General features: G+C 34.8%; 22 protein-coding genes, 1 tRNA gene and 1 pseudogene. 7 read left to right on the top strand and 17 right to left on the bottom strand.

Going from position 1 to position 26,938, the window contains the following annotated elements; translation table 11 throughout:
• Together TY19_RS19620 and TY19_RS08875 are read left to right on the top strand one after the other, a co-directional pair.
• On the top strand, window positions 1-213 hold a 213-nt coding region (locus tag TY19_RS19620), incomplete at its 5' end, for a hypothetical protein (RefSeq protein WP_226988504.1).
• Between the two features lie 346 nt (window positions 214-559).
• Window positions 560-811, top strand: a complete 252-nt coding sequence (locus TY19_RS08875) for an NUDIX domain-containing protein (RefSeq protein WP_052354881.1) — start codon at window positions 560-562, stop codon at window positions 809-811.
• Window positions 812-818: 7 nt separating this feature from the next.
• Here TY19_RS08875 and TY19_RS08870 read toward each other — a convergent pair whose 3' ends face one another.
• Entirely contained in the window at window positions 819-1,454 is a 636-nt protein-coding gene (locus TY19_RS08870; protein WP_042281908.1) for a hypothetical protein, read from the bottom strand.
• A gap of 60 nt (window positions 1,455-1,514) precedes the next feature.
• Window positions 1,515-3,131 carry a trypsin-like serine peptidase gene (locus tag TY19_RS08865; protein WP_042281905.1) on the bottom strand — a complete coding sequence of 539 codons (1,617 nt, stop codon included), beginning with the start codon at window positions 3,129-3,131 and terminating at the stop codon, window positions 1,515-1,517.
• Between the two features lie 116 nt (window positions 3,132-3,247).
• Between TY19_RS08865 and TY19_RS08860 the strand changes: the two genes are divergently transcribed.
• From TY19_RS08860 to TY19_RS16265, 3 genes are all read left to right on the top strand, one after another.
• Entirely contained in the window at window positions 3,248-3,649 is a 402-nt protein-coding gene (locus TY19_RS08860) for a hypothetical protein (protein ID WP_042281903.1), read from the top strand.
• Between the two features lie 704 nt (window positions 3,650-4,353).
• Complete coding sequence (locus TY19_RS11840) at window positions 4,354-4,827, top strand: NUDIX domain-containing protein (protein ID WP_052354880.1); 474 nt, start codon at window positions 4,354-4,356, stop codon at window positions 4,825-4,827.
• A complete protein-coding gene (locus TY19_RS16265; protein WP_158383170.1) occupies window positions 4,828-4,995 on the top strand; it encodes a hypothetical protein in 168 nt (55 codons plus the stop codon). It abuts the gene before it with no gap.
• A 318-nt stretch (window positions 4,996-5,313) separates the two neighbouring features.
• On the opposite strand, the gene TY19_RS26895 is transcribed toward TY19_RS16265, so the two are convergent.
• Complete coding sequence (locus TY19_RS26895) at window positions 5,314-5,592, bottom strand: SEC-C metal-binding domain-containing protein (protein ID WP_445082253.1); 279 nt, start codon at window positions 5,590-5,592, stop codon at window positions 5,314-5,316.
• Window positions 5,575-8,376, bottom strand: a pseudogene (gene secA, locus TY19_RS08850) (preprotein translocase subunit SecA); the annotation flags it as partial. The pseudogene secA and the gene TY19_RS26895, both read right to left, overlap by 18 nt.
• Window positions 8,377-8,771: 395 nt before the next feature.
• On the opposite strand from secA, the gene TY19_RS08845 reads away from it, so the two are divergent.
• A complete protein-coding gene (locus TY19_RS08845) occupies window positions 8,772-9,518 on the top strand; it encodes a Bax inhibitor-1/YccA family protein (RefSeq protein WP_042281896.1) in 747 nt (248 codons plus the stop codon).
• Window positions 9,519-9,556: 38 nt separating this feature from the next.
• On the opposite strand, the gene TY19_RS08840 is transcribed toward TY19_RS08845, so the two are convergent.
• Genes TY19_RS08840 through TY19_RS08820 form a run of 5 tightly spaced genes read right to left on the bottom strand, consistent with a single transcriptional unit; the run spans window position 9,557 to window position 14,460 of the window.
• Window positions 9,557-9,949 carry a hypothetical protein gene (locus tag TY19_RS08840; RefSeq protein WP_042281894.1) on the bottom strand — a complete coding sequence of 131 codons (393 nt, stop codon included), beginning with the start codon at window positions 9,947-9,949 and terminating at the stop codon, window positions 9,557-9,559.
• A 9-nt stretch (window positions 9,950-9,958) separates the two neighbouring features.
• Window positions 9,959-11,263 carry a phosphopyruvate hydratase gene (eno, locus tag TY19_RS08835; protein WP_042281893.1) on the bottom strand — a complete coding sequence of 435 codons (1,305 nt, stop codon included), beginning with the start codon at window positions 11,261-11,263 and terminating at the stop codon, window positions 9,959-9,961.
• 13 nt (window positions 11,264-11,276) lie between these two features.
• Entirely contained in the window at window positions 11,277-12,419 is a 1,143-nt protein-coding gene (rsgA, locus tag TY19_RS08830; RefSeq protein ID WP_039356028.1) for a ribosome small subunit-dependent GTPase A, read from the bottom strand.
• Between the two features lie 56 nt (window positions 12,420-12,475).
• On the bottom strand, window positions 12,476-13,225 hold the full coding sequence (locus TY19_RS08825) for a TrmH family RNA methyltransferase (RefSeq protein ID WP_052354879.1): 750 nt from the start codon (window positions 13,223-13,225) through the stop codon (window positions 12,476-12,478).
• Window positions 13,222-14,460: a CCA tRNA nucleotidyltransferase gene (locus TY19_RS08820; RefSeq protein ID WP_042281891.1), complete on the bottom strand. Its 1,239-nt coding sequence runs from the start codon at window positions 14,458-14,460 to the stop codon at window positions 13,222-13,224. The genes TY19_RS08825 and TY19_RS08820 overlap by 4 nt, the downstream gene beginning before the upstream one ends.
• A 279-nt stretch (window positions 14,461-14,739) precedes the next feature.
• Between TY19_RS08820 and mutL the strand changes: the two genes are divergently transcribed.
• Entirely contained in the window at window positions 14,740-16,698 is a 1,959-nt protein-coding gene (gene mutL / locus TY19_RS11835; RefSeq protein ID WP_052354878.1) for a DNA mismatch repair endonuclease MutL, read from the top strand.
• Window positions 16,699-16,804: 106 nt separating this feature from the next.
• Here mutL and TY19_RS21805 read toward each other — a convergent pair whose 3' ends face one another.
• From TY19_RS21805 to rpsT, 8 genes are all read right to left on the bottom strand, one after another.
• Window positions 16,805-18,091, bottom strand: coding sequence for a collagen-like protein (locus TY19_RS21805; RefSeq protein ID WP_052354877.1), 1,287 nt, complete (start codon window positions 18,089-18,091; stop codon window positions 16,805-16,807).
• Window positions 18,092-18,447: 356 nt separating this feature from the next.
• Window positions 18,448-19,296 carry a translation elongation factor Ts gene (gene tsf, locus TY19_RS08805; protein WP_042281890.1) on the bottom strand — a complete coding sequence of 283 codons (849 nt, stop codon included), beginning with the start codon at window positions 19,294-19,296 and terminating at the stop codon, window positions 18,448-18,450.
• Between the two features lies 1 nt (window position 19,297).
• A complete protein-coding gene (gene rpsB, locus TY19_RS08800; protein ID WP_042281916.1) occupies window positions 19,298-20,116 on the bottom strand; it encodes a 30S ribosomal protein S2 in 819 nt (272 codons plus the stop codon).
• Window positions 20,117-20,252: 136 nt separating this feature from the next.
• Window positions 20,253-20,323: transfer RNA gene (locus TY19_RS08795), tRNA-Gly, on the bottom strand.
• Between the two features lie 78 nt (window positions 20,324-20,401).
• Window positions 20,402-23,866 (bottom strand): penicillin-binding transpeptidase domain-containing protein, encoded by a 3,465-nt coding sequence (locus tag TY19_RS08790; protein ID WP_042281887.1) that lies wholly within the window; start codon window positions 23,864-23,866, stop codon window positions 20,402-20,404.
• A gap of 29 nt (window positions 23,867-23,895) precedes the next feature.
• Window positions 23,896-24,591 (bottom strand): phosphocholine cytidylyltransferase family protein, encoded by a 696-nt coding sequence (locus tag TY19_RS08785; RefSeq protein WP_042281885.1) that lies wholly within the window; start codon window positions 24,589-24,591, stop codon window positions 23,896-23,898.
• A complete protein-coding gene (locus tag TY19_RS08780; protein ID WP_052354876.1) occupies window positions 24,588-26,273 on the bottom strand; it encodes a CocE/NonD family hydrolase in 1,686 nt (561 codons plus the stop codon). The genes TY19_RS08785 and TY19_RS08780 overlap by 4 nt, the downstream gene beginning before the upstream one ends.
• 140 nt (window positions 26,274-26,413) lie before the next feature.
• Window positions 26,414-26,704 carry a 30S ribosomal protein S20 gene (gene rpsT, locus TY19_RS08775; protein WP_011174682.1) on the bottom strand — a complete coding sequence of 97 codons (291 nt, stop codon included), beginning with the start codon at window positions 26,702-26,704 and terminating at the stop codon, window positions 26,414-26,416.
• Between the last annotated feature and the right edge of the window lie 234 nt (window positions 26,705-26,938).

Genomic DNA, 26,938 nt, shown 5'->3' with positions numbered 1-26,938 from the left:
TTTGAGAAAAACATTTTCAATGACATTTCTATTGGGGATATAGATTCCATTGATAAAATTAATAGCTTTTCGAATGAAAAGTTACTTAAGAAAAAAGGTAGATTGAAGATTCCAACAAAAAATTCAAATCAGTTGTCTGTTCGCAAATATGATTATCTAAATACCTATCATGCTTTAAAAAACAATCACTCTGTTGAAGGTTACATACTATGATGCTTTCAACGGGATAATGCTTTCCTCTTTTTTGAAAACTAATAAGTTTTTATGTTTTGATGATTTTACCCATAAAATAATTTACTTAAAAACGATAAATACGCTACATAGACTGCATAATAGTGTAACTTATTCATAAATATCCACAATCCAAGGAATCTTTTTTCTTTTATAAATCTTTTGTACATGCAAAGTCTGCTCTTTTTGCATCTGAGTAGCCGCAGCTAGAAAATTTGAAACTAACAAAAGATATACTTTTAGAAATGTATGAAGTATGGAAAGGAGCGTTGTTCAGAATATATCACCCATATTATTTATAAAAGCAAAGTTAAACTAGGTGAGAAAAATGAGTGAATTTTTTAAAAATCGCCCAAATGATTTTTTCAGCAACTTAAGAGTTGTAACCTGCTTTATAGAATATAAAGATACAATTTTATTTCTCCAACGCTCAAAAAGTCTAATAGCCCCTCTTAAATGGGCCATTCCTGGCGGAAAGGTTGAAAAAGAAGAAAGTAATTTTGCGGCCTTAAAAAGAGAAATATTTGAAGAGTTAGCTCTAAAGATTGATAATCCAAATTCTGATGTGCCTACTGGTTAAGCAATTGTTATTGGATCACCTCTCCTTCATATGGAATCTTATCAATGCCAGGAAGAGACTTAAGAAACTGTTCAGCTATACGGAATATAGGATAATCCTCATCCATGTTTATATACCAGGGAATTGCTCCACTAGTAAAGCTTGGATACAAGCGTCTTTTAATTTGATCTGTATAGCGATAAAAGCCTAACCTTTTTTTAATTGTGTCTAAAACTTCATTTTTATTTGGATGCTCTGCAAACTCTGTCTCAGCTTTTTTAATAATCTCATCATAGCTTAAGGGTTCTCCAGGGTTGACATCATGAGTAGCTCGATATTCTATTTTTTGTCTTCGATTTTCACAAATTTCCTTAATGTATTGCTCTGCAATTAAGCTATTAATCTTTTTAGCTGTGTCGGATAATTTATTCAAATCTTTTTCATGAGCTATTATCCAATTTTTAAGACTGTTCTCATAGATGTAACACTTTCCATGTTCGCAATGAATACTATAGGTGAATCCAAAAAATTCTAAAATAGCTCCAATGAATTGATAACGGCAATAATTTAACCCAACTTTTCCAGTAATTGGATTTCTGTCATTATCAGGATTAAAATCATTAAAAAAGCAGCGGCCATCAATAAAAGTTGCGGTAATAACCATTTTTCCTTCTTTTTAAGAATTTGATATAGAAGTCTTAATTTTAAGTACTATATTTTATGTTTATTTATTTGATCGAATTATGGGTTCTTCCAATAAATCGTGTTTTTCTTCTCTATTCCACCAGAAAATAGTGGTATTAACAGTGGCACTATCAGGGTCCATCTTTTGCATATGTTTTAAAATACGTTTTGCAGCAAAGTGCGTCAAGGGTGATTTTTTTCTATTTATATCAAGTAATAATTTATAAACCTTATCAGGTGAAAATCTACGTCCAAATTCTTGCACTTCAATCTTCTGAAGAATAATAGCCTCTTCTTCTGTAAGGCAATAAGCCACCATGTTTCTTGCTACCTGATACCGTTCTTTAGTTGAAAGGTGATTACTAGATAATTCGTTTTCATACTTTGCTTCTAACGCGTTTAATTTGTAATTGGATCTTTTTCTAAGCTGTTCATAGAAATTTAATTCTGAATGAATTTGTTTTATTTTATTAGTATCAGAAATAATTGATAAAACTGCCCCTGGAATTGCTATTACAGTGAACAACATTCCTACTGCAACTTTACGTATTAGTACACTCTCATCAAGAGAGTCTGTTATACATTTTAAAAAATAATCCGAATTTGAATTAGATTGCTCTTTTCTTATCTTTCTTCCTTTCTTGGCTATGATTCTATGGACATCTAGCATCTCTGGTGTAATTTGTTGAAAGCCGCTATACTTATATCCATTCTTAGAAATAATCTCTGGAGTAATACGAAAGGTAATCACACGTGTTTCGCCTGTACTTTTCCTATGGGCTTCGTCGTATACATAATCCTTATATCCGTTGACCAATATAGCAATAGTTTTATGAGTAGTCCTATCTATGATTGGTCCACCGGAATTACCACCAAATGTATCTGTATCTCCTCTAATAAGATCAGAATTGATTTCTTTAATGAAAGCTGGTCCAGCATACTTGACCGCAGTTCCAGTTGGACAACCCAAAGCATAAATTTCACGTCCCATTTCCACCGAGAAATTAATTTCTAGAGGAGCGATTCCTTCAACAGGCCTATCTAACTTGATTAAAGCAAAATCAGGATCTTTTGGTCCTGTATAACCTGTTTCATAATTTAAAGAGTTATAATTGTAATTAATAACTTTTTTAATTTTATAGACGTCATTTTTATCAAAATTCCTTTTGTCTATATTTTGGTCCGTCTTATGAAATCTAAAGACTATCTTAATTTTATCCATTTCAAATTGAGGATATAATTGACCGGTATTAATATCGGAAACACAATGTCCTGCAGTTAAAAGTTTATTGTTTTTTTTTCCTAACCGAACTAAAAAACCAGAACCAAAACCAGGAGCTAAATCATTACGAAATTTTTCGTGATTAGCTAAGGAAGCATTAAAAGTTTCTTTGCTATCTTTTGTAATATAGCTATTTGCAATTCTATTAGAAAGAGTTTGAGTTTTGTAATGCAGACTATATCCTTGTAGCGTCTCTACTAAAAAAGGAGCTTTCATTAAGCAAGCAACAGCTAAGGCATTCGTTTTAATTTTATCTAGATCAGGATATAGCCCGGGTAGCTGTTCAGGAGGGACTTGATCAAACTCCCACATATTCATTCTAGTATCAATATCATGATATCTAGCATGTATATCAGTATCAGTAGAGGCATTCATACGTTTCCTTAAAATAAATTAATTAAATTAAAATATATTTTAACAACCTAATATAATAATTGAAAGTAAAATAACATTAGCTTCCAGGCTCCGGTTTTTCCCACTAGCCGATTTATTTGAGGCCTTCTGGCATCCATGGATTTGTTTCTCATTGCTCTATTACTTACCCACCTTACGCACACTTCTCTCGTGAAAAACCATACACTTTTCTTTTTTCGGTTGAGAGTGAATGTGGTACCCAATACCGTGCTCATCAACAATTAAAAAAAGAGGAATATTGTGTTGATTGCGATGTCAAACTTACACGACGTACTGAAGATGCTAATGTAACTTCCGTAACAAAACGCTTAAAAATATTTAGTGATAATATCGATGGTGTCTTACAGGAAATATTGAAAAGAGACGATGTCTACACACTTCATCTTGATAACAAACATAATCCCGAAGAGGTTTACAAAGCAATTAGCAATATCATTGATAGAGTTATGAAGGAAAATTATTATGTCAGTAAAGATTAAAAAACCAATATCGGAATTTAAGCTGTGTCATTATTGGATCACACAGAAAATCGCTTTCTCAGTTCTTTGCATTGAGAGAGCTACTCGAGTCATTAGATATTAATGTGATGTCCCCCGTAGGTTTATGCTCTATAAATCCTGGTGAAGAATTTGTGATTCTAAATTCTGACCTATAAAAGATCCAAAATTATTACAAGACTCTATATTTTGCAAAATTAGAAGCTCATCTTTTGTAGTAGTTGGAAATTATGATGATTACCTTGGAATAACAAACAACCCTTTTTGAAATGGATTATTCCATTGCGCAAGGGGTACCTTTATTAACGATGGAACCAGTTACGGACCAAATCTCGCTCCATATTGCCGTCCGTTAAAAGAAGTATTTTCTCAAATTAATTTTAATGCTGAAAGAATGTGGCCTAATGAATGCGACATCGAAATTTGTTGAACAAATTCTTGAAAGCTTCTCATTTAGTGGTAAATTATTCGTAAATATTCACAATCCAAGGAATCTTTTTTTCTTTTATAAATCTTTTGTACATGCAAAGTCTGCTCTTTTTGCATCTATCTGAGTAGCCGCAGCTAGAAAATTTGAAACTAACAAAAGATATACTTTTAGAAATTTATGAAGTATGGAAAGGAGCGTTGTTCAGAATATATCACCCATATTATTTATAAAAGCAAAGTTAAACTAGGTGAGAAAAATGAGTGAATTTTTTAAAAATCGCCCAAATGATTTTTTCAGCAACTTAAGAGTTGTAACCTGCTTTATAGAATATAAAGATACAATTTTATTTCTCCAACGCTCAAAAAGTCTAATAGCCCCTCTTAAATGGGCCATTCCTGGCGGAAAGGTTGAAAAAGAAGAAAGTAATTTTGCGGCCTTAAAAAGAGAAATATTTGAAGAGTTAGCTCTAAAGATTGATAATCGAGAAAAAATAAACTTAATTAATAATGTCTTTGTACGTCACGCCTTTGCTGATTATGAGCTTATACTTTATAGGTGGATTACGTATGAAAAACCAGCTATCACGCTCAATTCTAATGAACATGTTAATTTTATATGGAGCCCATTCTTAAAAATATTGAATTTAGACCTAATTGAAGGTCAATTAGAAGCTTTTAAGCTTGTTTATGAGAATGACTATTCATTTATAAGGGATTATGGAAGACAATAAATGAAAAAATTTGCCTTGAATTGCAATATTGATAAGCTAAAACCTTTTTTTATCGAAGAAGGGTATTTATATATCAAAGATTTGTTTTCTTCTGAATTAATACAGCGCATTCGAAACGAAGTTTTAAATGAACTTTATTTACCTGGAGAAATCCAAAACATTAGCTAAAGCCTATTAACTTTTCTTTTTTAACTATTTTGTGAGAACTATGAAAATTTAATTTTAAACACTATATGTAATGAAAAATTGAGCTGTAACGCTCTTACTAAAAACTTATTTATTTTTAAGAAAAGGTAACAAAGAAATATTTATTGAACTTTTAAGCTTTTTAAATACCTGTCAGGCTGATGGTTTAAAGGCACAATTGTTTTGCATTTTTTAGCTTTTTAATTCTTCTTTAAAAGTAACTTTCACTAATCAACGAACACAAATTTTTTAAATAGAAAAGCTTTTTCGATTAATTAAAAAAGCTTTTCTATTTTGATGTTATACAATTTCAACCTTATTACAACATTTTTTAAATTTCTTGCCACTTCCACAGGGACAAAGATCGTTGCGACCAACACGTGGGCCTACTACGATTGGTTCAGGCTTATTCTCTTCTACCTTTGATTCTTCTTGCGTCTCTTCATCCGCTGCCGTTTCTTGTGAAGGCTGCTCATTTTGTAAGTCTACAAAAAGAGAACGATTGGTTTCTAAACGGAGGCCTGATTGAAGAAGCTGTTCCAAAGTTTGTTGAGGAGCAATAATTTCGAACCTAAACATAGAACGCGCTACTTCGGTTCTTAAATTGCGACTCAATTCATCAAATAAGGCAAAAGCTTCGTGTTTGAACTCTGTCAAAGGATCTCGCTGCCCTACCGCTCTTAATGTCACGTCAGAGCGTAAGTGATCCATACGTAAAAGATGCTCTTGCCACATTTGATCAGTTTTACGGATCATTAAATTGCGTATAGCAGTATGAGCTGGAAAAGGAGACTCTCCCATTGCAATCAAATGACCTGGAACTTTTGCATTTTCGCTTGCAATCTTTTCTTTTAAAGCCTCAACTACTTTATCGGCTGCCATTTGCTCTATTTCTTCTATCTCTAAATGTTCCTTATCAAAAAAATACTCATCAAAAGTAACAGGAAAAAGATGAAGAAGCCATTGACGATATCCTTCTGGATTCCATCCCCCTTCTTCTGAGCGACTTTTAAAAAATTGATCCGCACCCATTGAACACACACTTTCAATAATTTCAATAGCGACCGGTTCAATATTACCAACTCCAAGGATTTCATTGCGGAAAGCATATATTTCTTGTCTTTGTTTATTCATGACATCGTCATACTCTAAAGTATGTTTACGCATAGTATAATTGCGTTGTTCTACCCTTTTTTGAGCTGTTTCAATAGATTTATTAAGCATTCCCGCTGAAATAGGCTCACCCTCAGGTGGACGAAACTTTTGTAAAACACTTGTGATCCTAGGAGAAGCAAATAAACGGAGTAATGCATCTTCAAAGGAGATATAAAATTTAGAATTTCCTGGATCTCCTTGTCGTGCACAACGACCTCTTAACTGTCTATCAGTACGGCGAGATTGATGACGCGTAGTTCCCATAACATACAAACCACCTAAATCGGCGACTCCCGGTTCTAACTTAATATCCGTCCCTCGGCCTGCCATATTAGTTGCTATGGTTATAGCGGCACGTTTTCCTGCTTCAGCAATAATTTCAGCTTCTCGTTCGTTTTGCTTAGCATTTAAAACGGTATGTTCAAGCCCATTTTGCTTAAAAATACGAGAAAGTTTTTCAGATACTTCCACAGATTCTGTTCCTATCAAAATAGGACGCTCTTTTTCATGTACTTCTCTGACTTCTTTCAAGATAGCATTATATTTTTCTCTTTCAGTCATGTAAATTTCATCATTGAAATCAACACGTCGATTAGCTCGATGCGTAGGTATTTCTAAAACATCGAGCTTATAAATTTCTTTAAACTCATTAGCTTCTGTTGTTGCTGTTCCCGTCATCCCAGACAATTTTTCATACATGCGAAAAAAATTCTGCAAAGTAATTGTTGCATAAGTTTGCGTTTCTTTTTGAATTTCTACACCTTCTTTTGCTTCAATTGCTTGATGCAAGCCATCTGAAAAGCGTCTTCCTGGTTGAGGGCGTCCTGTATTCTCATCAATAATAACGATTTTATTATCATGAATAATGTAATCGACATCTTTTTCCATTAATAGATGAGCTCTCAACAACTGACGAAGATTATGCGCTCTTTCTTTGCGTTTTGCGTCTTCTTCTTTAATTTGCATTTTACGAGCCATCTTGGATTCTGCATCAAGAGATAAGTCTTCGTCAACTTTGATGTATTCATCACCGATATCCATCATAATAAAGTCTTCTGGACTTCCAATTCCATTTGTATAAGTCTGCCAAGCGTTAATTCCCTTGTCAGTCAATTCATACTCATTACCTTTTTCATCAATAATCATATAAAGTTCTGCCAAAGTCTGAGTGCGCTCCTCTTTATTTTGCTCAGCATGATAATAAAGATCCCATTTATCAATAGCGGCTCGGATATCTGGATTTTCTTTTAAACGTTTGAGAATTTTATTTTGCGGTGTTCCTTTTCCAACTAACCAAAGTTTTCGATAAGCTTCTTGTTCAGACTCTTCTAACTTCTTATCTTTTTTTCCATTTCCTAATGCTCCAACTTCCTCCACTATTTTACGAGCATCAGAAGCTAATCGATTACATAAATCACGCTGTCGTCTAACAAGTTCCGCCACTCCTTCCTTTAACTCGTCGTACATTTGGCGGCTATCTGGAACTGGACCTGAAATAATTAAAGGCGTTCTAGCTTCATCAATTAAAATCGAATCCACTTCGTCGATAATTGCAAAGTAATAGCCTCGTTGAACTTGATCTTCTTTTGACATAGCCATCGAATTATCACGTAAATAGTCAAATCCAAATTCAGAAGCAGTTCCATACACGACATCGCTCTCATAAATTTCTTTACGTTTTTCGATAGCTACACTATTAGTTAAAGCGCCTGTTGTTAATCCGAGCCATCGAAGAACAGTTCCCACCCATTCACAATCTCGCTGCGCTAGATAATCATTAACTGTAATCAAATGGACTGGTTTACCAGTGAGGGCGTTTAAATATAAAGGCATCACTGCTGTTAGAGTTTTACCTTCGCCTGTATGCATTTCTGCAATAGCTCCATTATGCATAGCGATTCCACCTAGGACTTGCACATCATAAGGAACCATATCCCAACGTTGGTTGTAACCAGAAACATGAATTTCTGTTCCGTTTAAACGTCGACAAACAGCTTTAACAACCGCATAGGCCTCTGGTAAAAGCTGGTCTAACATTTCTCCGTTTTTGAGACGCAGACGAAACTCAGCCGTTTTAGCTTTTAACTGTTCATCACTCAAAGATTGAAATTTCTGATCCCATTTGTTGACTTCTTCAACTTGTTTTCGGTATCTATTCAATAGGCGGTCATGCGCACTGCCGAAGATTTTTTTGAGGAATCCAAACATATCTATACATCTCTTTTAAATTGACATTGTATATAAACAAACGCTATTTTTAGTTTGATATCTCGAAAATTTCTGCTAAAAAATCAACGGTTTGTTCGATAAAAAGGAAAAGTGGTTTAAGAAGAATAGTAACAACTATTTTCAAGAACCGATTCTTTTAAGTTACCAAAAAAACTGCATTTTCAGGAGAAAAACTCAAAATTCAGGTTTTTAGATCTTAAAAATCTTTTACATCCGCTAAAGAAACATGTCTTAGCGACATAGAAAGATTAAATGAATAATAATAGAGAATAAATCTTTTCTTTCAAAGCTTTTAATCCTCTCGTAAAGACTTGTCAAATAAGGCTCTGAAGAAGTAATCTATTTTTTTACAACCAAAGTATAAGGAGTGCTCTATGAGATCTTCTAATCCTGCTCTTGCTGGGAATCCATTTTCAGGATTTGGCATTGCGTCCAAATCCAGTGCCATGACAATTCGTGGAACAATCAACAAAACAGCTATCTTACTCCTATTAGTATTTCTTCCTGCCATCTGGGTTTGGAAAACTTTTTTTAATGCTGGACAAAATCCAGCTGCTATTCAAACTTGGATGATGGTTGGCTTGATCGGCGGATTTGTTTTATCTTTAGTCACTGTGTTTAAAAAAGAATGGGCTCCATTATCAGCGCCCTTATATGCTATTATGGAAGGTCTATTCTTAGGAGGAATTTCAAGTATTTTTGAAACTTCTTATCCAGGAATTGTCATGCAAGCAATAAGTTTGACACTTGCTACTTTACTTGCCATGTTAGTTATTTACCAAACCGGACTAGTTAAACCAACTGAAAATTTTAAACTGGGAGTCATGGCCGCTACAGGAGGGATTGCTCTTGTTTATTTAGTTGCTATTGTCTTAGGATTTTTTGGAATCAATGTTTCTTTTATTAACGGAAGTGGTTTATTTAGCATTCTTTTTAGCTTGTTTGTCGTAGGAATTGCTGCTTTAAATTTTATTATTGATTTTGATTTCATTGAACAAGGGGCGCGAGCCAACGTTCCTAAATATATGGAATGGTATGGGGCATTTGCTTTGATGGTAACGCTTATTTGGCTTTATATTGAAATGTTACGTTTGCTTGCTAAACTTAACGATCGTCGTTAATTCTCAATCAGTCGTCGATGTAGACTATCTACATCGACTTACTTATAATAAAGATAGTCATAGAAATCGGCTTCATTAGTCAACAAAATACTATGATAAAATTTACAAATTGGTTGCACCGCATCTAACACCTCCTGGTTTCCTATTCCAGGCATATAAATCGCATCCAAATTAGGAATGAAAGTTTGCTGCTCTAACATTTTCAAGCCAATGAGATAATCATTTATGCTAAACCCCTCTTCCGAAACGCGAAAATAAATGAGGTGACGTTTAAAAAGAAGTGCTTGAACAGCGCAATATAACCCTTTACTTTGATAAGGTGGATTTCCCAGATATTTATCTAAATCTTCTAACCCTTGGCAAAGATAAGCCGTGCGAAACTCTCCGCGTTCAGCCTCTCCAAATAAAACGATTGTATAAATTGTATCCATCAATTTACCTTAGAAAATCTGAAATCGATTACTATCTTGATAAAGCGCTGTCGATTCTAATTCTGCCTCAATAGCTAATAACCGATTGTACTTAGCAATTCGGTCAGATCTAGAAAGAGAACCTGTTTTGATTTGGCCTGTATTAGCCGCTACACTAATATCGGCAATGATACTATCTTCTGTTTCGCCAGATCGATGAGAAATAATACAAGCATAATTGTTAGTTTGAGCCAAACGAATTGTTTGCAGCGTTTCGGTTAGGGTTCCGATTTGATTAATTTTCACTAAAATTGCATTCCCCACACCAAGTTCAATTCCTTTTTCCAGAAATTTGGGGTTGGTGACAAAAATATCATCTCCTACAATTTGTATTTTTCGTCCTAATCGTTCAGTTAATCGTTGCCAACCACACCAATCTCCTTCAGCTAACGCATCTTCAATTGAATCAATTGGATAATTTTGACAAAGGGTTTCAAGATAGGCAATTTGCTCTTCACCGGTTCTTTCCGCAAATACTTGATTTTTTTGTTTCTTTTTCTTTTCAAAATATTGCTTAGTAGTTTTATCATAAAATTCCGAAGCTGCGCAATCCATTGCTAGAACCACTTGTTTACCAGGTTGATAACCAGCTTTTTCAATCGCTAATAAAATCAATTCTAAAGCCTCTTCATTTGAGGAAAGATTAGGTGCAAAACCTCCTTCATCTCCAACAGCTGTCACATGCCCAGCTTTTTTAAGTATTCCTTTTAACGTGTGAAAAATTTCAGCTCCCCACCGAACCGCTTCACGAAGAGTAGAAGCTCCAACAGGTCGAATCATAAATTCTTGAAAATCAAGAGAGTTATCAGCATGAGCCCCTCCATTAATAATATTCATCATGGGACATGGTAAAAGATGGGCATGAACCCCTCCAATGTAGCGATATAAAGGAAGATTTGCTGTCAACGCTCCCGCCCGTGCTAAAGCTAACGAAACACCTAAAATCGCGTTGGCTCCGAAATGACCTTTATTGTCTGTCCCATCAGCTTCAATTAACATCCGATCTAATCTTTCTTGATCATAGACATGCTCTCCAACCAGAATTTGTGCAATTGGACCATTAATATTAGCAATTGCTTTTAAGACTCCTTTACCAAAGTAATAATTGGGATCCCCATCACGTAATTCTAATGCCTCATTTTCTCCTGTAGAAGCTCCAGAAGGAACAGACGCTTTAACCATGACATTTTGATCTGTAATTAGTTCAACCTCAACAGTTGGATTACCTCTAGAATCTAAAATTTCTCTTCCTTTTACAGATCTTATATATGACATAATTCCTCTTCAGTTATCTTCTAATATGCTTTTCATTACTAGTTTCCATTAATACTTGATAAGACATATAACGAACAAAAGAAATATGCTCTTCTTCAACTGCCTGACGAACCGCACACTGTTCTTCATGAGAATGGGTGCAATCGGGAAATTTACAATTTAAACCACATGCATGAATTTCAGGAAAATACCCTTCTACTTCACTTTTATCCAAATCCCATATGCCAAAACTTTTAATTCCCGGGGTATCAATACACCACCCTCCAAATTCCAATGGAATCAATTGAGTCGTTGTCGTTGTGTGAGAACCTTTTTTTGTTCGTTCAACAGTTTCCCCTACGCGCAGATCCAAACCTGTCATAGCATTAATTAAAGAAGATTTTCCTACACCAGACTGCCCAGAAAAAACAGAAGATTTTCCTAACATAGCCTGACGAAGAAGATCTAAACCCTCATTTTTAGCGGCACTAACTGAAATAACAGGTACTTTAGCTACCGCATAAGCTTTTAATAGCTCTTGATAAAGATCTTTTTCTTGTTCTCTTAATATTTGATCTTCATCATCCGCATCAAAAAGATCTACTTTATTAATCACGATTAAAGGATCCATGTTTCCTTTATGAGCAGCAATAATATATCGATCGATTAGAGAGGGTTTTAAAGGAGGATTAACCACGGAAACCGTAATAATTACTTGATCAATATTTACAGCAATTAATTGTTCTTTTCGACGAGAAAGATTATCTGCCCGAGAAAGAATTGTTCTGCGAGGTTTTACACTGGCAATGATTCCCTCTCCTTCGTGCGTTTTCTCAAATAAAACAAAATCACCTACGGCAACAAGATTTTTAGCTTGTGTCTTATCTCGTTTAAGCAAACCTTTCAAGACACAGCTAATTCGTTCACCTTGATAATCAACTAAAATTCCTTGCGGAATAATAGAAACAACTCGTCCCTCTAGCCATTCTTGCTTGCTAATTTTTTGTTGATGCCCTTTTTCAAGGTTCTTTAAATATTTTTCTTGATCTGTTTTTTTATATTTTGACCGATCTTTCGCTACCGCTAACTTTCTTTGCATGCGGCTTTCTTTACGTGGTTGGAAATAATCTTCTTCAGGATCTCTCCAATAAGAACGATCATCATCTGCATTACTCATTCAACAATTCCAAGTTAACATGAATTTTGGATAAGGGATGACACTGTATTCTTTATCTAAAAATTCATTTGATTTAAAGCATATAATAAAATTCCGCCAGCTACTGCGACATTTAATGACTCCATTTCTCCAGACATGGGAATACAGATAGGCTCAGCAAATTTAAACACTTCTGGAGAAGGTCCATGAGCTTCATTACCCATGATCAAAATTTTTCGTTTTTTAGAGACCGTTGATTTAAGAATTTGGCCTTTCAAATCTGCAACTAACGTTTGGAAGTTACCCTGTTTCGCTAACAATTCCAATTCGTTGATATTTCCTCTTCTCAACGGAATTTTAAAATGGGCTCCCCGTGCTGACCTTAAAACTTTTTCATTGTAAGGATCGCAACTAGTAGGGAGTAAGTAAATTCCGTTCCACCCAAAAGCTAGTGCTGTTCGCATCAAAGTTCCCAAATTTCCTGGATCATTAATTCCGTCTAAAACTAAAATATTTTGAGCTTGCTTAAGAGAAGAAAAAGGAGGCATTTGTATCTCTGCAATCACTCCTTCCGGAGTACTATTCCCAGAAATTTTTTTCATAATTCCCTCAGTGACTTGCCATTTTTCGAAACCTTCAAAGGTTAAATACGGAGCATAGGCCGAAGTGTAAATGATTTTTTTAACGAAAGAAAGAACTTCTCGAATTGGCTTACTTCCTTCCAAAATTAATGCTTTATGTTCTAAACGATAACGACTATTTTCCCTTAGTTTAACCAAATGTTTGACAAAAGGATGTTGTAAACTAGTAATAAAATGAGATGTCATATTTTCCATAACATTGTTTGTTTTAAAGCGTTCAATACCGTTTGCGAATCTTGATAATCATTATTAATAGCCAATTTCTCAGCTTCTGTTAAAAGTATACCCATCTGCTTACCTGCCGAAATTCCATTAGCTTGTAAAAGTGCAGAAGAAATCAAAGGTGTTTTTTGTTGAATTCGTTCAATGTGGGATTTTAACTTTTCAAAACGGTTTTTAAGTTGAATCAACAATTCATTCCCTTTATTTAAGGGAAAAGTTGCTGCAATCACTTCTATTACAATAGAGAAGTCAGGATTAGCTAAAGCATGAGCCCAAGGATAAAGATCTTCCAATCCGTTTTCTTTTTCTTTTTTAATTAGCTGGTTTAAATCTTCAAAATAGTGAAGAAGCTTAAGATCACGATTTGTGACCTTAAGACGTTTAGCCACTTCTATCTTTTCCTCTCGATTCAGCCTAGGCATCAATACTATCAAATAAAAAATAGTCGCACAATTTTTAGGGAATCTTTTATAGGCTTCTACTAAATGCCTCAATTCATTAATTGGTAATCCTTTTAACTCTGGAAAAATGACATCTAATAAAGTCAATCTATGCATCTCTACAATAGCCTGATCAAAACATGGATACATAGCCATCTTTTTAAATTCTTGCCAAATTCTTTCGATCGCTACAGCTGGGAAAAGCTGCTCGGCATTTTCAAAAATAGCTTGCTGAGTTTCAAGTTCGATGGTGAATCCAAAACGCGCAGAAAAGCGAAATGCTCGTAGCATTCTTAACCGATCTTCTTGGAATCTCTCATGAGGATTTCCAATCGCTCGAATAAGATGCCTTCGAATATCCTCTTGTCCATTCACAAAATCATAAATAACTTCTTTCAAAGGATCGTAAAACATTCCGTTAATTGTAAAATCACGCCTCAAAGCATCTTCCCGTGCTGTTGAAAGAACAATACCAGTTGGGTGTCTCCCATCCATATAATCTAAATCTTTGCGAAATGTAGCCACTTCAAACTGATGGCCTTCCCAAACAACAATGACCACCCCAAAAGCAAGCCCTATCAACAACGTATTAGGGAAAATATCCATAATTTGTGCAGGAGTCGCATCTGTGGCAATATCAATATCTTCTGATGGATGACCCATCACATAGTCTCTTACCCATCCACCTGCAAAATAAGCTGTATGCCCTGCTTTCACCAATTTAGTTACAATGATTTTAGCTTGTTTAAAAACATCCATGAGATATCTATATCTTTTAAACGTGTAAATTTAATGATTATAAAAGTATAATCATATCAAATATCAGAAATAAATCTGCAAATTCCATTCATTTAATTATTATTTTTTGAAGATCATTTTTCACTGATATTTGATCATATCAATTTAAAAGTAATTCTCAAAAATTTTTCGCTACATTGGATAACTAAAATTTTCTAAAAAAATGCGATTTTTGAATAAGATTTAAAAGTTTCTGATTTAGTTTTAAAAGGCCCATTTTCAATCGAATCAGGCAGGCTTATGGCTTCGTTACCTAAAATCCATGTTTTAACTGAACAAACTATTAATCAAATTGCTGCTGGAGAGGTTATTGAAAACCCCGCTTCGGTAGTCAAAGAATTAGTTGAAAACTCCATGGATGCTGGAGCAACAGAGATTTGCGTTGAAATACAGGGAGGAGGGCGACAACTTATCCGTATTTCTGATAACGGATGTGGAATGAGCGAAGATGACGCTCTTTTGTGTTTAGAAAGACACGCTACATCCAAAATAAAAAATGTGGACGATATTGAAAATATTCTTACTATGGGATTTAGAGGAGAAGCCATCCCTTCAATCGCTTCGATTTCGAAATTTTCACTTCTTACAACACCCCAATCAGGCGTTAGTTCAATTGATAAATTAATGCAAGGGTCTTTGACAATTGTCGAAGGTGGGCGTATTCAATCACATGGAAAAGCGACTCGTTCTCCTGGTACAACAATTGAAGTTAAATCACTTTTTTTTAATGTACCAGTCAGACGTAAATTTCAACGTTCACCTAATTATGACACACAAGAAATCGTTAAAATTCTGACAAATTTGAGTTTAGCTTATCCAAACATTGCTTTTGAGCTAATTAGCGATCAAAAATCCATCTTGAAAATGCCTCTTATTTCAATCGATATTAATCATCAACAGCAATTATTAAAAAAAATCGAAACATTACTAGGTAAAGAATTTTCTCATTCTCTCTGCCCTCTTACTTTTTCTTCTCCTCCTTATGAAATAGAAGGCTATATTGGACTACCTTCTATTCATAAACCTAACCGAACCAGTCAATACCTATTCATTAATCGTCGTGCTGTTTATTCTCCTCTTATTGGGGTAGCTATTCGAGAAGGATATGGAACTATGCTCGGTACAAATAGGTATCCCGTTTTTATTTTACATCTCCGCCTTCCAGGCTCACTTTTTGACGTTAATGTACACCCACAAAAAAAAGAAGTGCGCTTAAGACAGGAGCAAAAACTTAAAGAGACTTTAATCAATGCTGTTCAAAAAGCCTTAAGACAAGAAAATCCCCATCAAGCCTTTTCCGAAATGGCTAACCAAGTTCAAAATGAAACTTGCGTTTATCCTTGGTCAGCCCCCTCTTTTCAAACTCCTTTTCAGGTCAAAGAAGAGTCATGGGAATTCAAACCTAATCACAAATTTTCTACACCGATCGATGAAAACCCCACTTTTATTAAAAACATAGAAAATTTAGAGTTAAAAAATGAAACTTTTAATCCCTCTTCTTTTATCCAAACTAGGTCTCTTCCTGCTAAAGAAGAACCAACTTTTTTTATTTCCCATCAACAAAAAGCACCTAAAGTATTACAAACTTTAACAGGCTATTGTTTGTTAGATGCTTGTCAAGTAAAAGAAACATTTAGTAGCAATCAAGAATTGAATGGACTTCTATTGCTCGATCAAAAACAAGCCTATTCGCGTATTAAATATGAAAAATTGCTTTTTAATCTCAAAGGAAAGCAAGCTATTCAGCAATTAATTGTCCCTCTGACGTTCCAATTTTCTATTCCAGAAACTACGTTATTAAAGGCACACTTAGAAAGTTTAAATCAGTTAGGTTTTTCGATGCGTGAATTTGGAAATCAAACATTCGTATTAGATGCTTTTCCTTCTATAATCCCTGAACAAGAAATTGAAACTTATTTGTTAGAAATGATTCAAGATTTGTCAACTTTACAACAGAGTCAGCAACTCCAGATAAAAATAACAGAAAAGCTTGCTTTAACTGCTAGCCGTTCTTCTTTTTCTAAAAATATCCAATTATCAATCGATGAAGGTCAAGGATTAGTCGATCAACTTTTTATGTGCGATATGCCTTATCTTAGCCCCTCAGGATCTCCTATTTTTGCCTATTTCAAACTTCAAGAGCTAGCTGATTTATTTCGAAAATATTCTTATTTCCCTTCTCAAGATTCAACTTTTTAAATCTATGAAAAATAAAAAAATTGTTTATCAAAATTTCTAAAGAAACCCCAGAATTTATATATAGCTAGCTTCCAAACTCAATAGTCATATTGAGTTTGGAGTTAAATTATAAAATCCTAATAATAGTGATTGAACAAGCTGTTGGAGGGCTGCCTTGTCCAACTGGAGTGATAAGCTGACCACCAGGATTAGCAACAGCTTGGATAATAAGATCTTGGCCACTTGTCGCATTCAATAAAAAATTTGTAGTCAATGGAATGGTGTCTGCTGTTAGTTCTCCACTCAATTCCCCAAAAACCTGGCTTCCTTCAACTTGGGAGCCATTAAAGGTTGCCCAAAGAGCGCATGTGGCATCCATTACATTTAGAGTAAATTGTCCTCTCACTTGAACTAAATAAATTCCTGTTTGTTTACAAGTGAACGTTGTGTTAGTTGGGCGCACCCAACCATCTAAAATTGGACAAACATTAAAGCTCACATTAACTGGAGATGGATTTACCGATTGTGTCTCTATTCCATAGGCAAAAACATAATTATTGCCAAAAGCTGGCCCACTAGCACCAGTTAACCCTGTGGCTCCTGTCAATCCTGTGGCTCCTGTCAACCCTCTAGTCCCCGATAAACCATCAGCCCCTGGGAAACCATCTGCTCCAGTTAATCCCGTTGCTCCTGTCAATCCTGTGGCTCCCGTTAATCCTGTGGCTCCTGTCAAACCATTAGACCCTGACATACCATTAGATCCTGGGAAACCATCCGCTCCAGTTAATCCCGTTGCTCCTGTCAAACCTGTGGCTCCCGTTAAACCAGTTGGGCCTGTTAGACCTGCACCTTCACCTGTTGGTCCCGGAGGGCCTTGTGGACCTGTTGCACCTTGAGGTCCAGGAGGACCTTTAGGACATTTTTTGCTATGACAAGAATTTCTTAAAAGATTAACAACATTATCTAATGTCTTTGGATCTTTTTCCAGATTTTTAGTTAAAGATAATAACTCTAATTTTTCACATGAATTGGCATAAATAGCTTCGTGAAGAGCCAAAATGATTTTATCATCTCTTTCTAAAGTCTCAATTGAATCGGCATCAGTGACAGTTTTTACATAGATACCTTGATCTTCAATTGAATATAGACTAGTTACGCAAGGTTTATCTGACTGCTGCTTAATTTCTTTAATGACAATGTTAGTTCCTGATGGATGGTAATAGGTGATTAATTTACCATCAGGCTCATGGATAACAAAAAACTCTTCCGATTGGTTCAAAGCAGGGAAAATACCAGTATCATTGGTATACAAATCTTCATAAAAAAAATCGGTCTGCGCTTGTGCACTATTTTCTAACGAGTAAAATCCAGTAAGAAGGATCAGGATTTTGAAAAAGAATTTTTTGGTGTTCATAAAAAACTTTATTGTTGAATACATAAATGATTTATAATCAATAATTTAAAATAAATACAAAATATTTACCAGTTTTTCACTGTAGTTTTTTTTAAAAATTATTTGCAATGATTTTTTTAAATTTAATTTTTAATGTCAGTTGTAATTAAAGCAATCCTTGGATTCTGAAAAGGTCGTTTTGAAATTAGCGCTCTTATTTTTCTTTTTCCCGAATTTATAAACTTTTAGTTTATACAAAGAAAAGTTTCAAATGTGCTTAGTAAATTTTGATGATAGAGGCGCTTTAAATAAAAAAGGGTTTAGATAAATTTTTATCTAAACCCTTTGAATGAAATCATTAAGATAAATGATTATTATTATTGACCCACATTCCAACGAATGAAGTTTGTAACAGCTAATTCTTTGCCAACTGCTTTGCTACGTTGATTTACTAAATCTGTAATGCTTAAACTATCATCTTTGATGTATTTTTGGCGCACTAAACAATTAGTATCATAGAATGCATTAATTTTTCCTTCTACGATTTTATCGACAATATTAGCAGGCTTTCCTTGAATTTGACCTTTTGCAATGTCTTTTTCACTTGTAATAATTTCTTGCGGAACTTTTTCTGGAGATAAGTAGTCAGGTGCAGCAGCCGCAATATGCATCGCAATATCTTTAGCTAAGGCTTCTTCTTGATTACTACCAGTAATTTCCACCATCGTTACAATTTTTCCGCCTAAATGCGAATAAATACCAAATGAACGCTCTGGGCTTTTCTGTAGAGTCATAATACGTTTGATCTGAATATTTTCACCAATCGTTTGAACGATTGTTGCTCTGTATTGGTCAACAGTCAAAGAAGGTTCTTTTGAATACTTTTGCTGTAAAAATGCGTCTAGAGAAAAAGGATTAGTATTTGCTACTTCATGAGCAATGTTTTCAAGAAATTCTTTAAATCTTTCGTTCTTCACAACGAAATCAGTTTCAGCATTGACTTCAACAATTGCTATTGTTTTTTCATTTTCAGCTGTACCGATCATACCTTCTTTCGTTTCGCGGCCTTCTTTTTTTACTGCAGAAGCCATTCCAGCTTTACGAAGATTGGCAATTGCCAACTCCATATCACCATTTGCTTCTTCTAATGCTTCTTTACATTTTCCCATGCCAACGCCAGTGCGTTCGCGTAGTTCTTTAATCAACGCAGGAGTTACAGCCGCCATATTATTTTTCTCCTCTTGCACCACTCTTAACTTCTTGAAAATCTTGTTCACGATACTTAGAAGATAAAGTTTCTTCTTCGGCTTCTTCAGTTTGTTCTTCTTTACTAGCATAAACTTTAATATCATTTTTCTTATCAATAATAGCTTTTGCTAATGTTTCAAGAATCAACTTAATGCTTTTTAAAGCATCATCATTACAAGCAATAACATGTTCGATTGGATCTGGGTCACAATTTGTATCGACTAATCCCATGACAGGAATACCCAATTTATTAGCTTCTGCTACCGCTAAATGTTCTTTACTTGGATCAACAACAATGACTAATCCAGGTGATTTACGCATAGATCGTACACCGGATAAGTTTTTTTCCAACTTAATTTGATCTTTCGTTAACAAAGAAATTTCTTTTTTAGTTAAACCTTCGCCGCCAGTAGAAATTCTTTTTTCAATACGCTCTAGTTTTTTAACAGATTGGCGAATAGTTGAAAGGTTCGTAAGCATTCCACCTAACCATCTTTCGCAAACATAAAACTCACCACATTGTTCAGCTAATTCACGTAAAACAGCTTTTGCTTGTTTTTTTGTTCCGACAAATAAAATAGATTTATGTTTAGCAACAACATCTCTTACAATGTCTACTGCATTACGGATTTGTTGTAATGTTTTTGCAAGATCTATGATGTAAAGACCATTGCGTTCTTCGAAAATGAAACGCTTCATTTTCGGATTCCAACGGCTAGTTTGGTGACCAAAATGGGCCCCTGCTTCTAGCAAATCTTTAATGGAAATAGGTAGTGTTTGGTTTTTATTCTGAGCCAAGCCTTGTCCCTTTATGTTGACGACGGCATCTTGCTGATACGCAAGATTTCGGTCTTGGTTAAACATGTTTTTATTGATAAATACGGCCTCGATTGAAGCTCATAAAGATTATAATACCAGTTTGGTACGAATCTATAGCGCCTGATCAGAATCGAACTGACACTCGTAGCTTGGAAGGCTACTGTTCTACCATTGAACTACAGGCGCGTGGAATGAGCAATATTATTCCTATTTAATTATTTTTATGCAACAGGCTTTTTTCAAATTCTTATCATTAATTTAAGTTTAATTCTGATATTTCAGCTTAAGTTCCCGCCATTTTTTAATCATTTGAGCAGCTAAAGGAGCCGCTTCTTTCCCATATCCCCCATAGCGTAAATAGACGACAATAACAAGTTCTGGTTGACCGAACTCATCTTTAAAAATAAAAACATTTTTATGTTTTTCACTTTTCCCTTGGTCAAAGGCTATACTGCCAAACCAAACATGCGTATAAATGTTTGTTCCTTCTGCTAAATCTAAATCAATATTTTCTACAGATTCAGAAGTACTTGTTTTTCCAAGAAGTTGGTCTTTCATTTCAGTAAATTGTCGAATAGCTTCAGGATGCTGTTTGTAAATTCTTGTCAAACTAGAAAGATTGTCTTGGTGAGATTTCATAGCAGCGGCTTTCAATCCTTTTAAAAGCATCTGTCTAACAATTTCAGGCATAAAAATTTCTCGTTTAACTTCAGTGGCAATAATTTTTACTAAACTTTCCTGATTTTGATTAGAAATTGCTGTAAAAAGAGGAAAATCTAATCCCACTAAAGCAAAACTATTCTGATAAAGAAAATGGGGAGGGCATGAAATTTGATCATTTCCTCGCAAAGGTTCTCTACCTGCAGTCAAATGCACAATTTTAGGTTTCAAAATCTTTCCTCCATTTGCAATAGCAGCTAACATCACAGCCGTTTGCAAAGGAGTTACAACAAGAGAGTGTTGACCTATTGCCATAGCGTATAAACCTGTTCGATTTGTTTCCAGGTCAGTCGGGACCTTGCCTGAAATTTCAGCAGATAATTCAATTCCAGTACGACTTCCAAAAGAAAAAAGGCGTGCTGCCTCAGCCAAATCGGTGGGATGATCTAGATGTTCTGCCGCCAAAAGAGAAAAATAAGGATTGCTAGAAACTTCTAAAGCTTTGATAATGTCTAACTTGCCTGTATGCCGATGTGCTAAACTTCGCGGTAGCCGTCCTCCTTTATATAATTGTGGAATAGGCTTCCCCTCATCTGTATAACCAATATAACGGGTATTTCCAATATGAAAAATCTCATCGATCATTGTTAAAGGATTTAAATCATGAAATGTCACAACTTTTTTATCCAGTTTTTGGTAACGTTGAGTTAACGCCGCATAAGCTGTCACTAGTTTAAATAATGATCCTTGAATTGTTGCTTGTCGATAAGCATGAGAACGAGCATATCCAAATCCATAAACTGGATAAAAAGCCATTGCTAAATGCTTTTCTAATAGCTCTTTTTGATTTCTTAAATACCGATATTTACCAAATAGAGGACGTTTAAGCTCGTCATATGAACGCATTGTTTGTAAATAACTAACAAAATTATCCGATGTTAAGTTAGGCAATTTTTGCAAATGATCGAATTCTTTTTTCCATTCAACAGCTTGATGAGCCCCTTGGATTAACTCTTGATGCCATTTTCGGAAATGGTCAAGATAAATCATTAAATGCGTATTTTCTGTTAAAAATTGTTTTCCATTTAAAAAAGCTTCGATTAAATCCCACTGATAGGTTAACCAAAAATTCTGAAAAAGTTTATTTTCTTCTTGATCTAAATAATCTAAATAAGGTCTTGGATAAATTTTTGCCGACTTCTCCTCTAGCCGCTTCTGTTTTAAAAAAGATTTTTCTTCGTGGATACGCCAATCTTTAAAATCGATATCATGGAATAATTGTTTTGTCATTTCTTTGACAACTGACTGAATTTTGACAAAGCTTCCCGTCCAATCTCGAAAATTGGCTAGCGATTGATCTTTAACTTCCTTTAAAAGATCTTCTGAAAAACGAGTTTCATCTAAAGCAAGCCGACATAAATCTATAAACAAAACTTTATCATAATTTTGTGAAAGATCTTCTAAATAGGGATCTAAATCTTTTTTAATGAGCGCAGCTTCATCCTGATGTTTTTGAAAATCAATTAACAATTTTTGCTTTTCAGATAACTTTAAAATAGGCTTAAAAGCTTCATGATTTCCATCTGCATAAAGACAGTTAAATAAAGTATAAAGATTCCAGTCAGGATAAAGAGCACGCAAAGCTTCGACTGATCTTTGGAGTTGAATCGCTTGACCAATGGTTTGCATATGGTCCATTTTAGATCTTAACAGACTCTTTGCTGGAAGAATAAAATCTAGGTACGTTTGCCAAGTTAATATTTTTTTTTCATCATAAAATGTTTGCGTCAATTGATCATAACGCTCTCTTTGCAAAGGTGAAGTTTGATTCCAAAGATCAGCTAAATATACGTCATTTTCAAACCAACGATTAATATTTTCTTTTTTTTGCTTAAAATCATCTCCTTTTCCAAATGAAATAAAATCATTAGGATCAAAACGAGGGTAAGAAGCCAATGCGATAATATCCCCAGAATAAGGTTGCATTGCCACAATAGCTCCTCCCTTTATCCAAGGCTCTTTTTGTGCAACTACTGTTTTTTTTACAGGTCCTAAAGCTGACTTACGTACTAACCTTAATTCTTCATTTTGTGCAAGTAATTGTTCGGCATACTCTTGCAATTCAGCAGAAATCGTTAAAAGTATTCTGTGACCCGACAAAGGGGTTCTTGAACCTGGGAGTTCCCACAAAAAATTCCCTCTTGAATCAGAATAGTAGTTCCGTTTGCCATAAAAACCTCTAAGATCCTCTTCATAAATACCTTCTATTCCAGTTTTACCAATATAATCATGAATCGTATAGGCTTTTTCTTCTAAATCTTTAAGTCTTTTTCGAGCATGAAAAGAGCTTGAAATACCTAAGGGTAACTCGGTTTCTATCCCTTCTTCACGTTCACGAATAAAAGTTTGTAATCCTTTAATTTCGTGAAAAATTTTTTCATATTCTTGTTTATTAATCGCTCCCATATATCCAATAATATCAGCCCCTACTCTTCCTTTAGGATAGTATCGCTTAGATAACAAACGAGTATGTATCCCAGGCCAATCCTTTTCTAACATTTTAAGGCGATAAAATTCCGATTCGCTTATTTGCTCTTTGATGACAAAAGGAACTTGTGCATAATAAGAAGCTTTAGAGTGAATCAAATCTTCAATGCGTTCAGCATCTAAATTTAATTCAGAAGCTAGTAATTGAGCTAAATCACGAATATATATTTTTCTTTTGAAAATCTTGACTCTTTTTCCTTGTTCATTTTTTTGCCATTCAAAAGATGGAATATCTTTTAATTGAGAATAAAGAATAGTGGCTTGATATTGTGGGCGGTTAAGAGCAAGAGGAAGGTTGAATCGATCTCGTATAGTTGCTCGCGTCGCAGGTTCAATGACAACTTTCCGTTGCGGCTTTTGAGACTCTTCCAACTTTTGATCATATTGAATGACAGCTAAATTCCAAACTCTAATGATAATCAAAATCATCGCTATCAAAATACAATTCAAAATTCGATTAGCTTTAGTCGGAATATCATAATGATTAAAATCAATTCGTTTTTGACGACGAAAGCGAGACACGATTTAATCCTTAAATAAAAACGAAGATTTTAAAAATTTTGCCAAGCTTGCAAAAGTTGATTAACCTTAACTAGATCTTCGGGAAAATCTATTTCTGCACATTGATCGATTTCAATTAAGACGGGTTGAACAACTTGTCCTTTCTTTATACATTTCTCAATAGCCTTTTCAAAATAATCTTGATTTTCACAAATATTTAGAGACTCTTTTAACAAATTTAAGTCTCTTTTTTTGTAAAAATTAATGCCAAGAGCTTCCCCTTCAGGAAATTCAACTGTTTTAGAAATTTCTATAATCTGGCCGTTTTTATGAGTCCGATACTTAACTTCTTCCTCCGCTACTTTCGTACGATTCACAATCATGGCTGTTTGATCAAACTCCAGAAGTGTTTTTAGGATAGAAGGATAAAAAATAACATCTCCATTTATCCATAAAACGTCTTCATCAATTTTTTTAAGGGCTCTTGCAAGACTCTTAGCTGTGTTTTCTTGCTCGAAGTCAGGATTATAAACATACAGAAGTTCAGGAAAAATATCCATGATCTTTTCTTTCTGATAACCAACGACAATGAAAACTTGATCTAATGAAATACAGGTTTTTAAAGCATTTAATTGATACTCTAAAATTGTTTGGCGATTGATTAAACGAGTTAAAGCTTTAGGATCATGTCCTTCCGAATGATCTAATCGACTTCCTTTTCCTGCTGCTAAAATTACGACTTTCATAAGGAGTTTTCCATAGGCTTGACAGATGGTTGCTCTCTTGTCAACCAAGTTTCTCCTTTACGTACAACAGGCAAAATAAGTTGTGAAGGGTATTTTTCTCCCATATAAATGGTATTGTGTGCAGATTTAAATTCCCCTCTCTGGCTGCCAATTAATCCCACATTAAGATTTTTTTCGTAGCGAGGATAGTTAGAACTACTAATAGAAATCCGAATTGAATGTCCTTTCGCAAAAACTAAACTTGTGGACCATAAGTCAAGATCTACTTCAACTGGTTGGTCTGGCTTCAAGTCAATTTTTGAATCATTTTGATAACAAAATACTCCTAAACGTATACCCCCTTCTGAAATCAAAACACTTTTACCATCCGGATAAACGTCTGTAAGATGAACAACAATGTCTGAGTCTTGTTGATCTGAGGAAACAAACAATTTTGCCGATAACTTTCCCGTTATTTCTAGATCTTCCTTCAGAGGATTTGTTGTAAATACAAGGATATCCTTTCTTTTTTCAATATTTTGTTGATCTACAGGACCTGATTCTAAAAATAAATTACGCCCGCCTCTAGTGGGAATAGGATTAGTTGGGTCATACGTATAAGCTAAAAGGCCTAGAGAGGGAGGGGTCTGTTGAAGTGTGTGTTGAGAAGTTAAATAAAAAGCTGTAGCCACAGTGGGTACAGGCCATACCTCAGATGTACGCCAAATATTTCCGCTTGAAGTTGATCCATCAAATGGCCCCATCACATAATAAAGGACGGGCGGTAGAGATTCAACTTCATTTACTTCTCCCTTTAAATAGTGATCAAACCAACGTTTTGGAGAAATATCCATAGGAGGATTTTCCCCTGCAACAGGGATTTTAAAATCACCGAAATGATTAGATAAAGGCCAAAAGTGTGTCCAAGGGCCAATAATTAATTTTTGTTTTCCTTTAGCCCCTTCTTCGCCTTCTCGTTGTCTTGCTTCAAATGCATCTAAAGTTCCTTGTAAGAAAGTATCATACCACCCTGCGACTAACATTCCGGGGATTTTCACTCGATGGGCCATTTCAGAGGTATTCAATTGTTTCCAGAACTCGTTATAGAAAGGCCGTTGAGAAACGTAATTAAGAACACCAGTGTCACGGGCGTAATAACCAAGCCAACTTTCAGCTTGATGCTTGAGCAAAAGTCCTCCAGGAAAAAGTCCATGATGATATAAACTCGCTGCAGCTACAATAATGTATTGGCAAACCAAATGCGGAGGTTGAGTGGGAGCCAGGAGTAGTTGCGTGATTCCTACAGCTGAAGAACCCCATGTTCCAATTTTTCCATTCGTATAGGGACTTTTAGCCAGCCATTCTACCGCATCATATCCATCTTGCAATTTTCCCCATCCATCTGACAAAAAAGGAAATGTTTTTCCTTCAACGTCTAATACACTACGCGTATCTTGAATTGCAATCACATATCCTGCTTTTGCCATTGAGGCGAAACTTTTCCATGTCGAATCGCGACCAGCAGGGCTTCTAATCAAAATGCAAGGAAGATTTCTAGCTTCTGGGGTTGGCAAATAAAGATCTGTGGGAAGAGACACTCCATCTCTCATGGGAACCATGATTGTTAAATCTGGTTTAAGCTCCTCAGACCCTAAAATATTTAAAAGAAATACAAAAATACATGTATATAAACGAATCATCATCACAAGCTTGTTTTGTAGATAAATTTAAAATCTATAAATACACAAAATCTCTTGTTTAACATCAACTTTATCCAAATTAAGTTATACAAGAGATTTTATATTTTAAGGTCTAAAGTTTTCGGTTATCAGTAATCAGCAACTTACGCTTTAGCGGCAGCACGCGCGGCTAAACGAGATTTTGTGCGGCTAACTTTATTTAACTTAAAAACACCTTTTTTCGCGCATTTGTCTAAGATACTATATACTTCATCTAGTTTAGCTTTAGATAAAGTTTCATCACCTTTTACTAAAGACTCTTGAAAAGAACGTACAGCTGTTCGAACACGTGATTTGTAAATTTTGTTGTTAAGACGTTTTTTCTTGTTTTGCAAATCGCGCTTAAGCGCTGTTGGCCGCTTTACTTTCTTTGCTGCTACTTCTTGTTTTGCCATTTTTCCTCTAAGGGTTAATAACTTTTCATTTGGAGGATCTAATTATAGGAAATGCAACTTAATTCGTCAAAGATTACTTAATTTATTCCAGAGTTGACAGATTAAAATTTATTGGCCAAATATAATAACTGCCTTTATAAGGAGTTAATAATGCCACAGAAACATCGAGAGATGTCTTAGTTAACCCTTTAGCTTTCTTTTCGCCATTTTTATTGAATTAATCCCAAGCTAAAT

It is taken from the genome of Candidatus Protochlamydia sp. R18 (assembly GCF_000648255.1).
GTDB lineage: Bacteria > Chlamydiota > Chlamydiia > Chlamydiales > Parachlamydiaceae > Protochlamydia > Protochlamydia amoebophila.
This window is presented reverse-complemented; position numbering and strand designations above follow the sequence as displayed.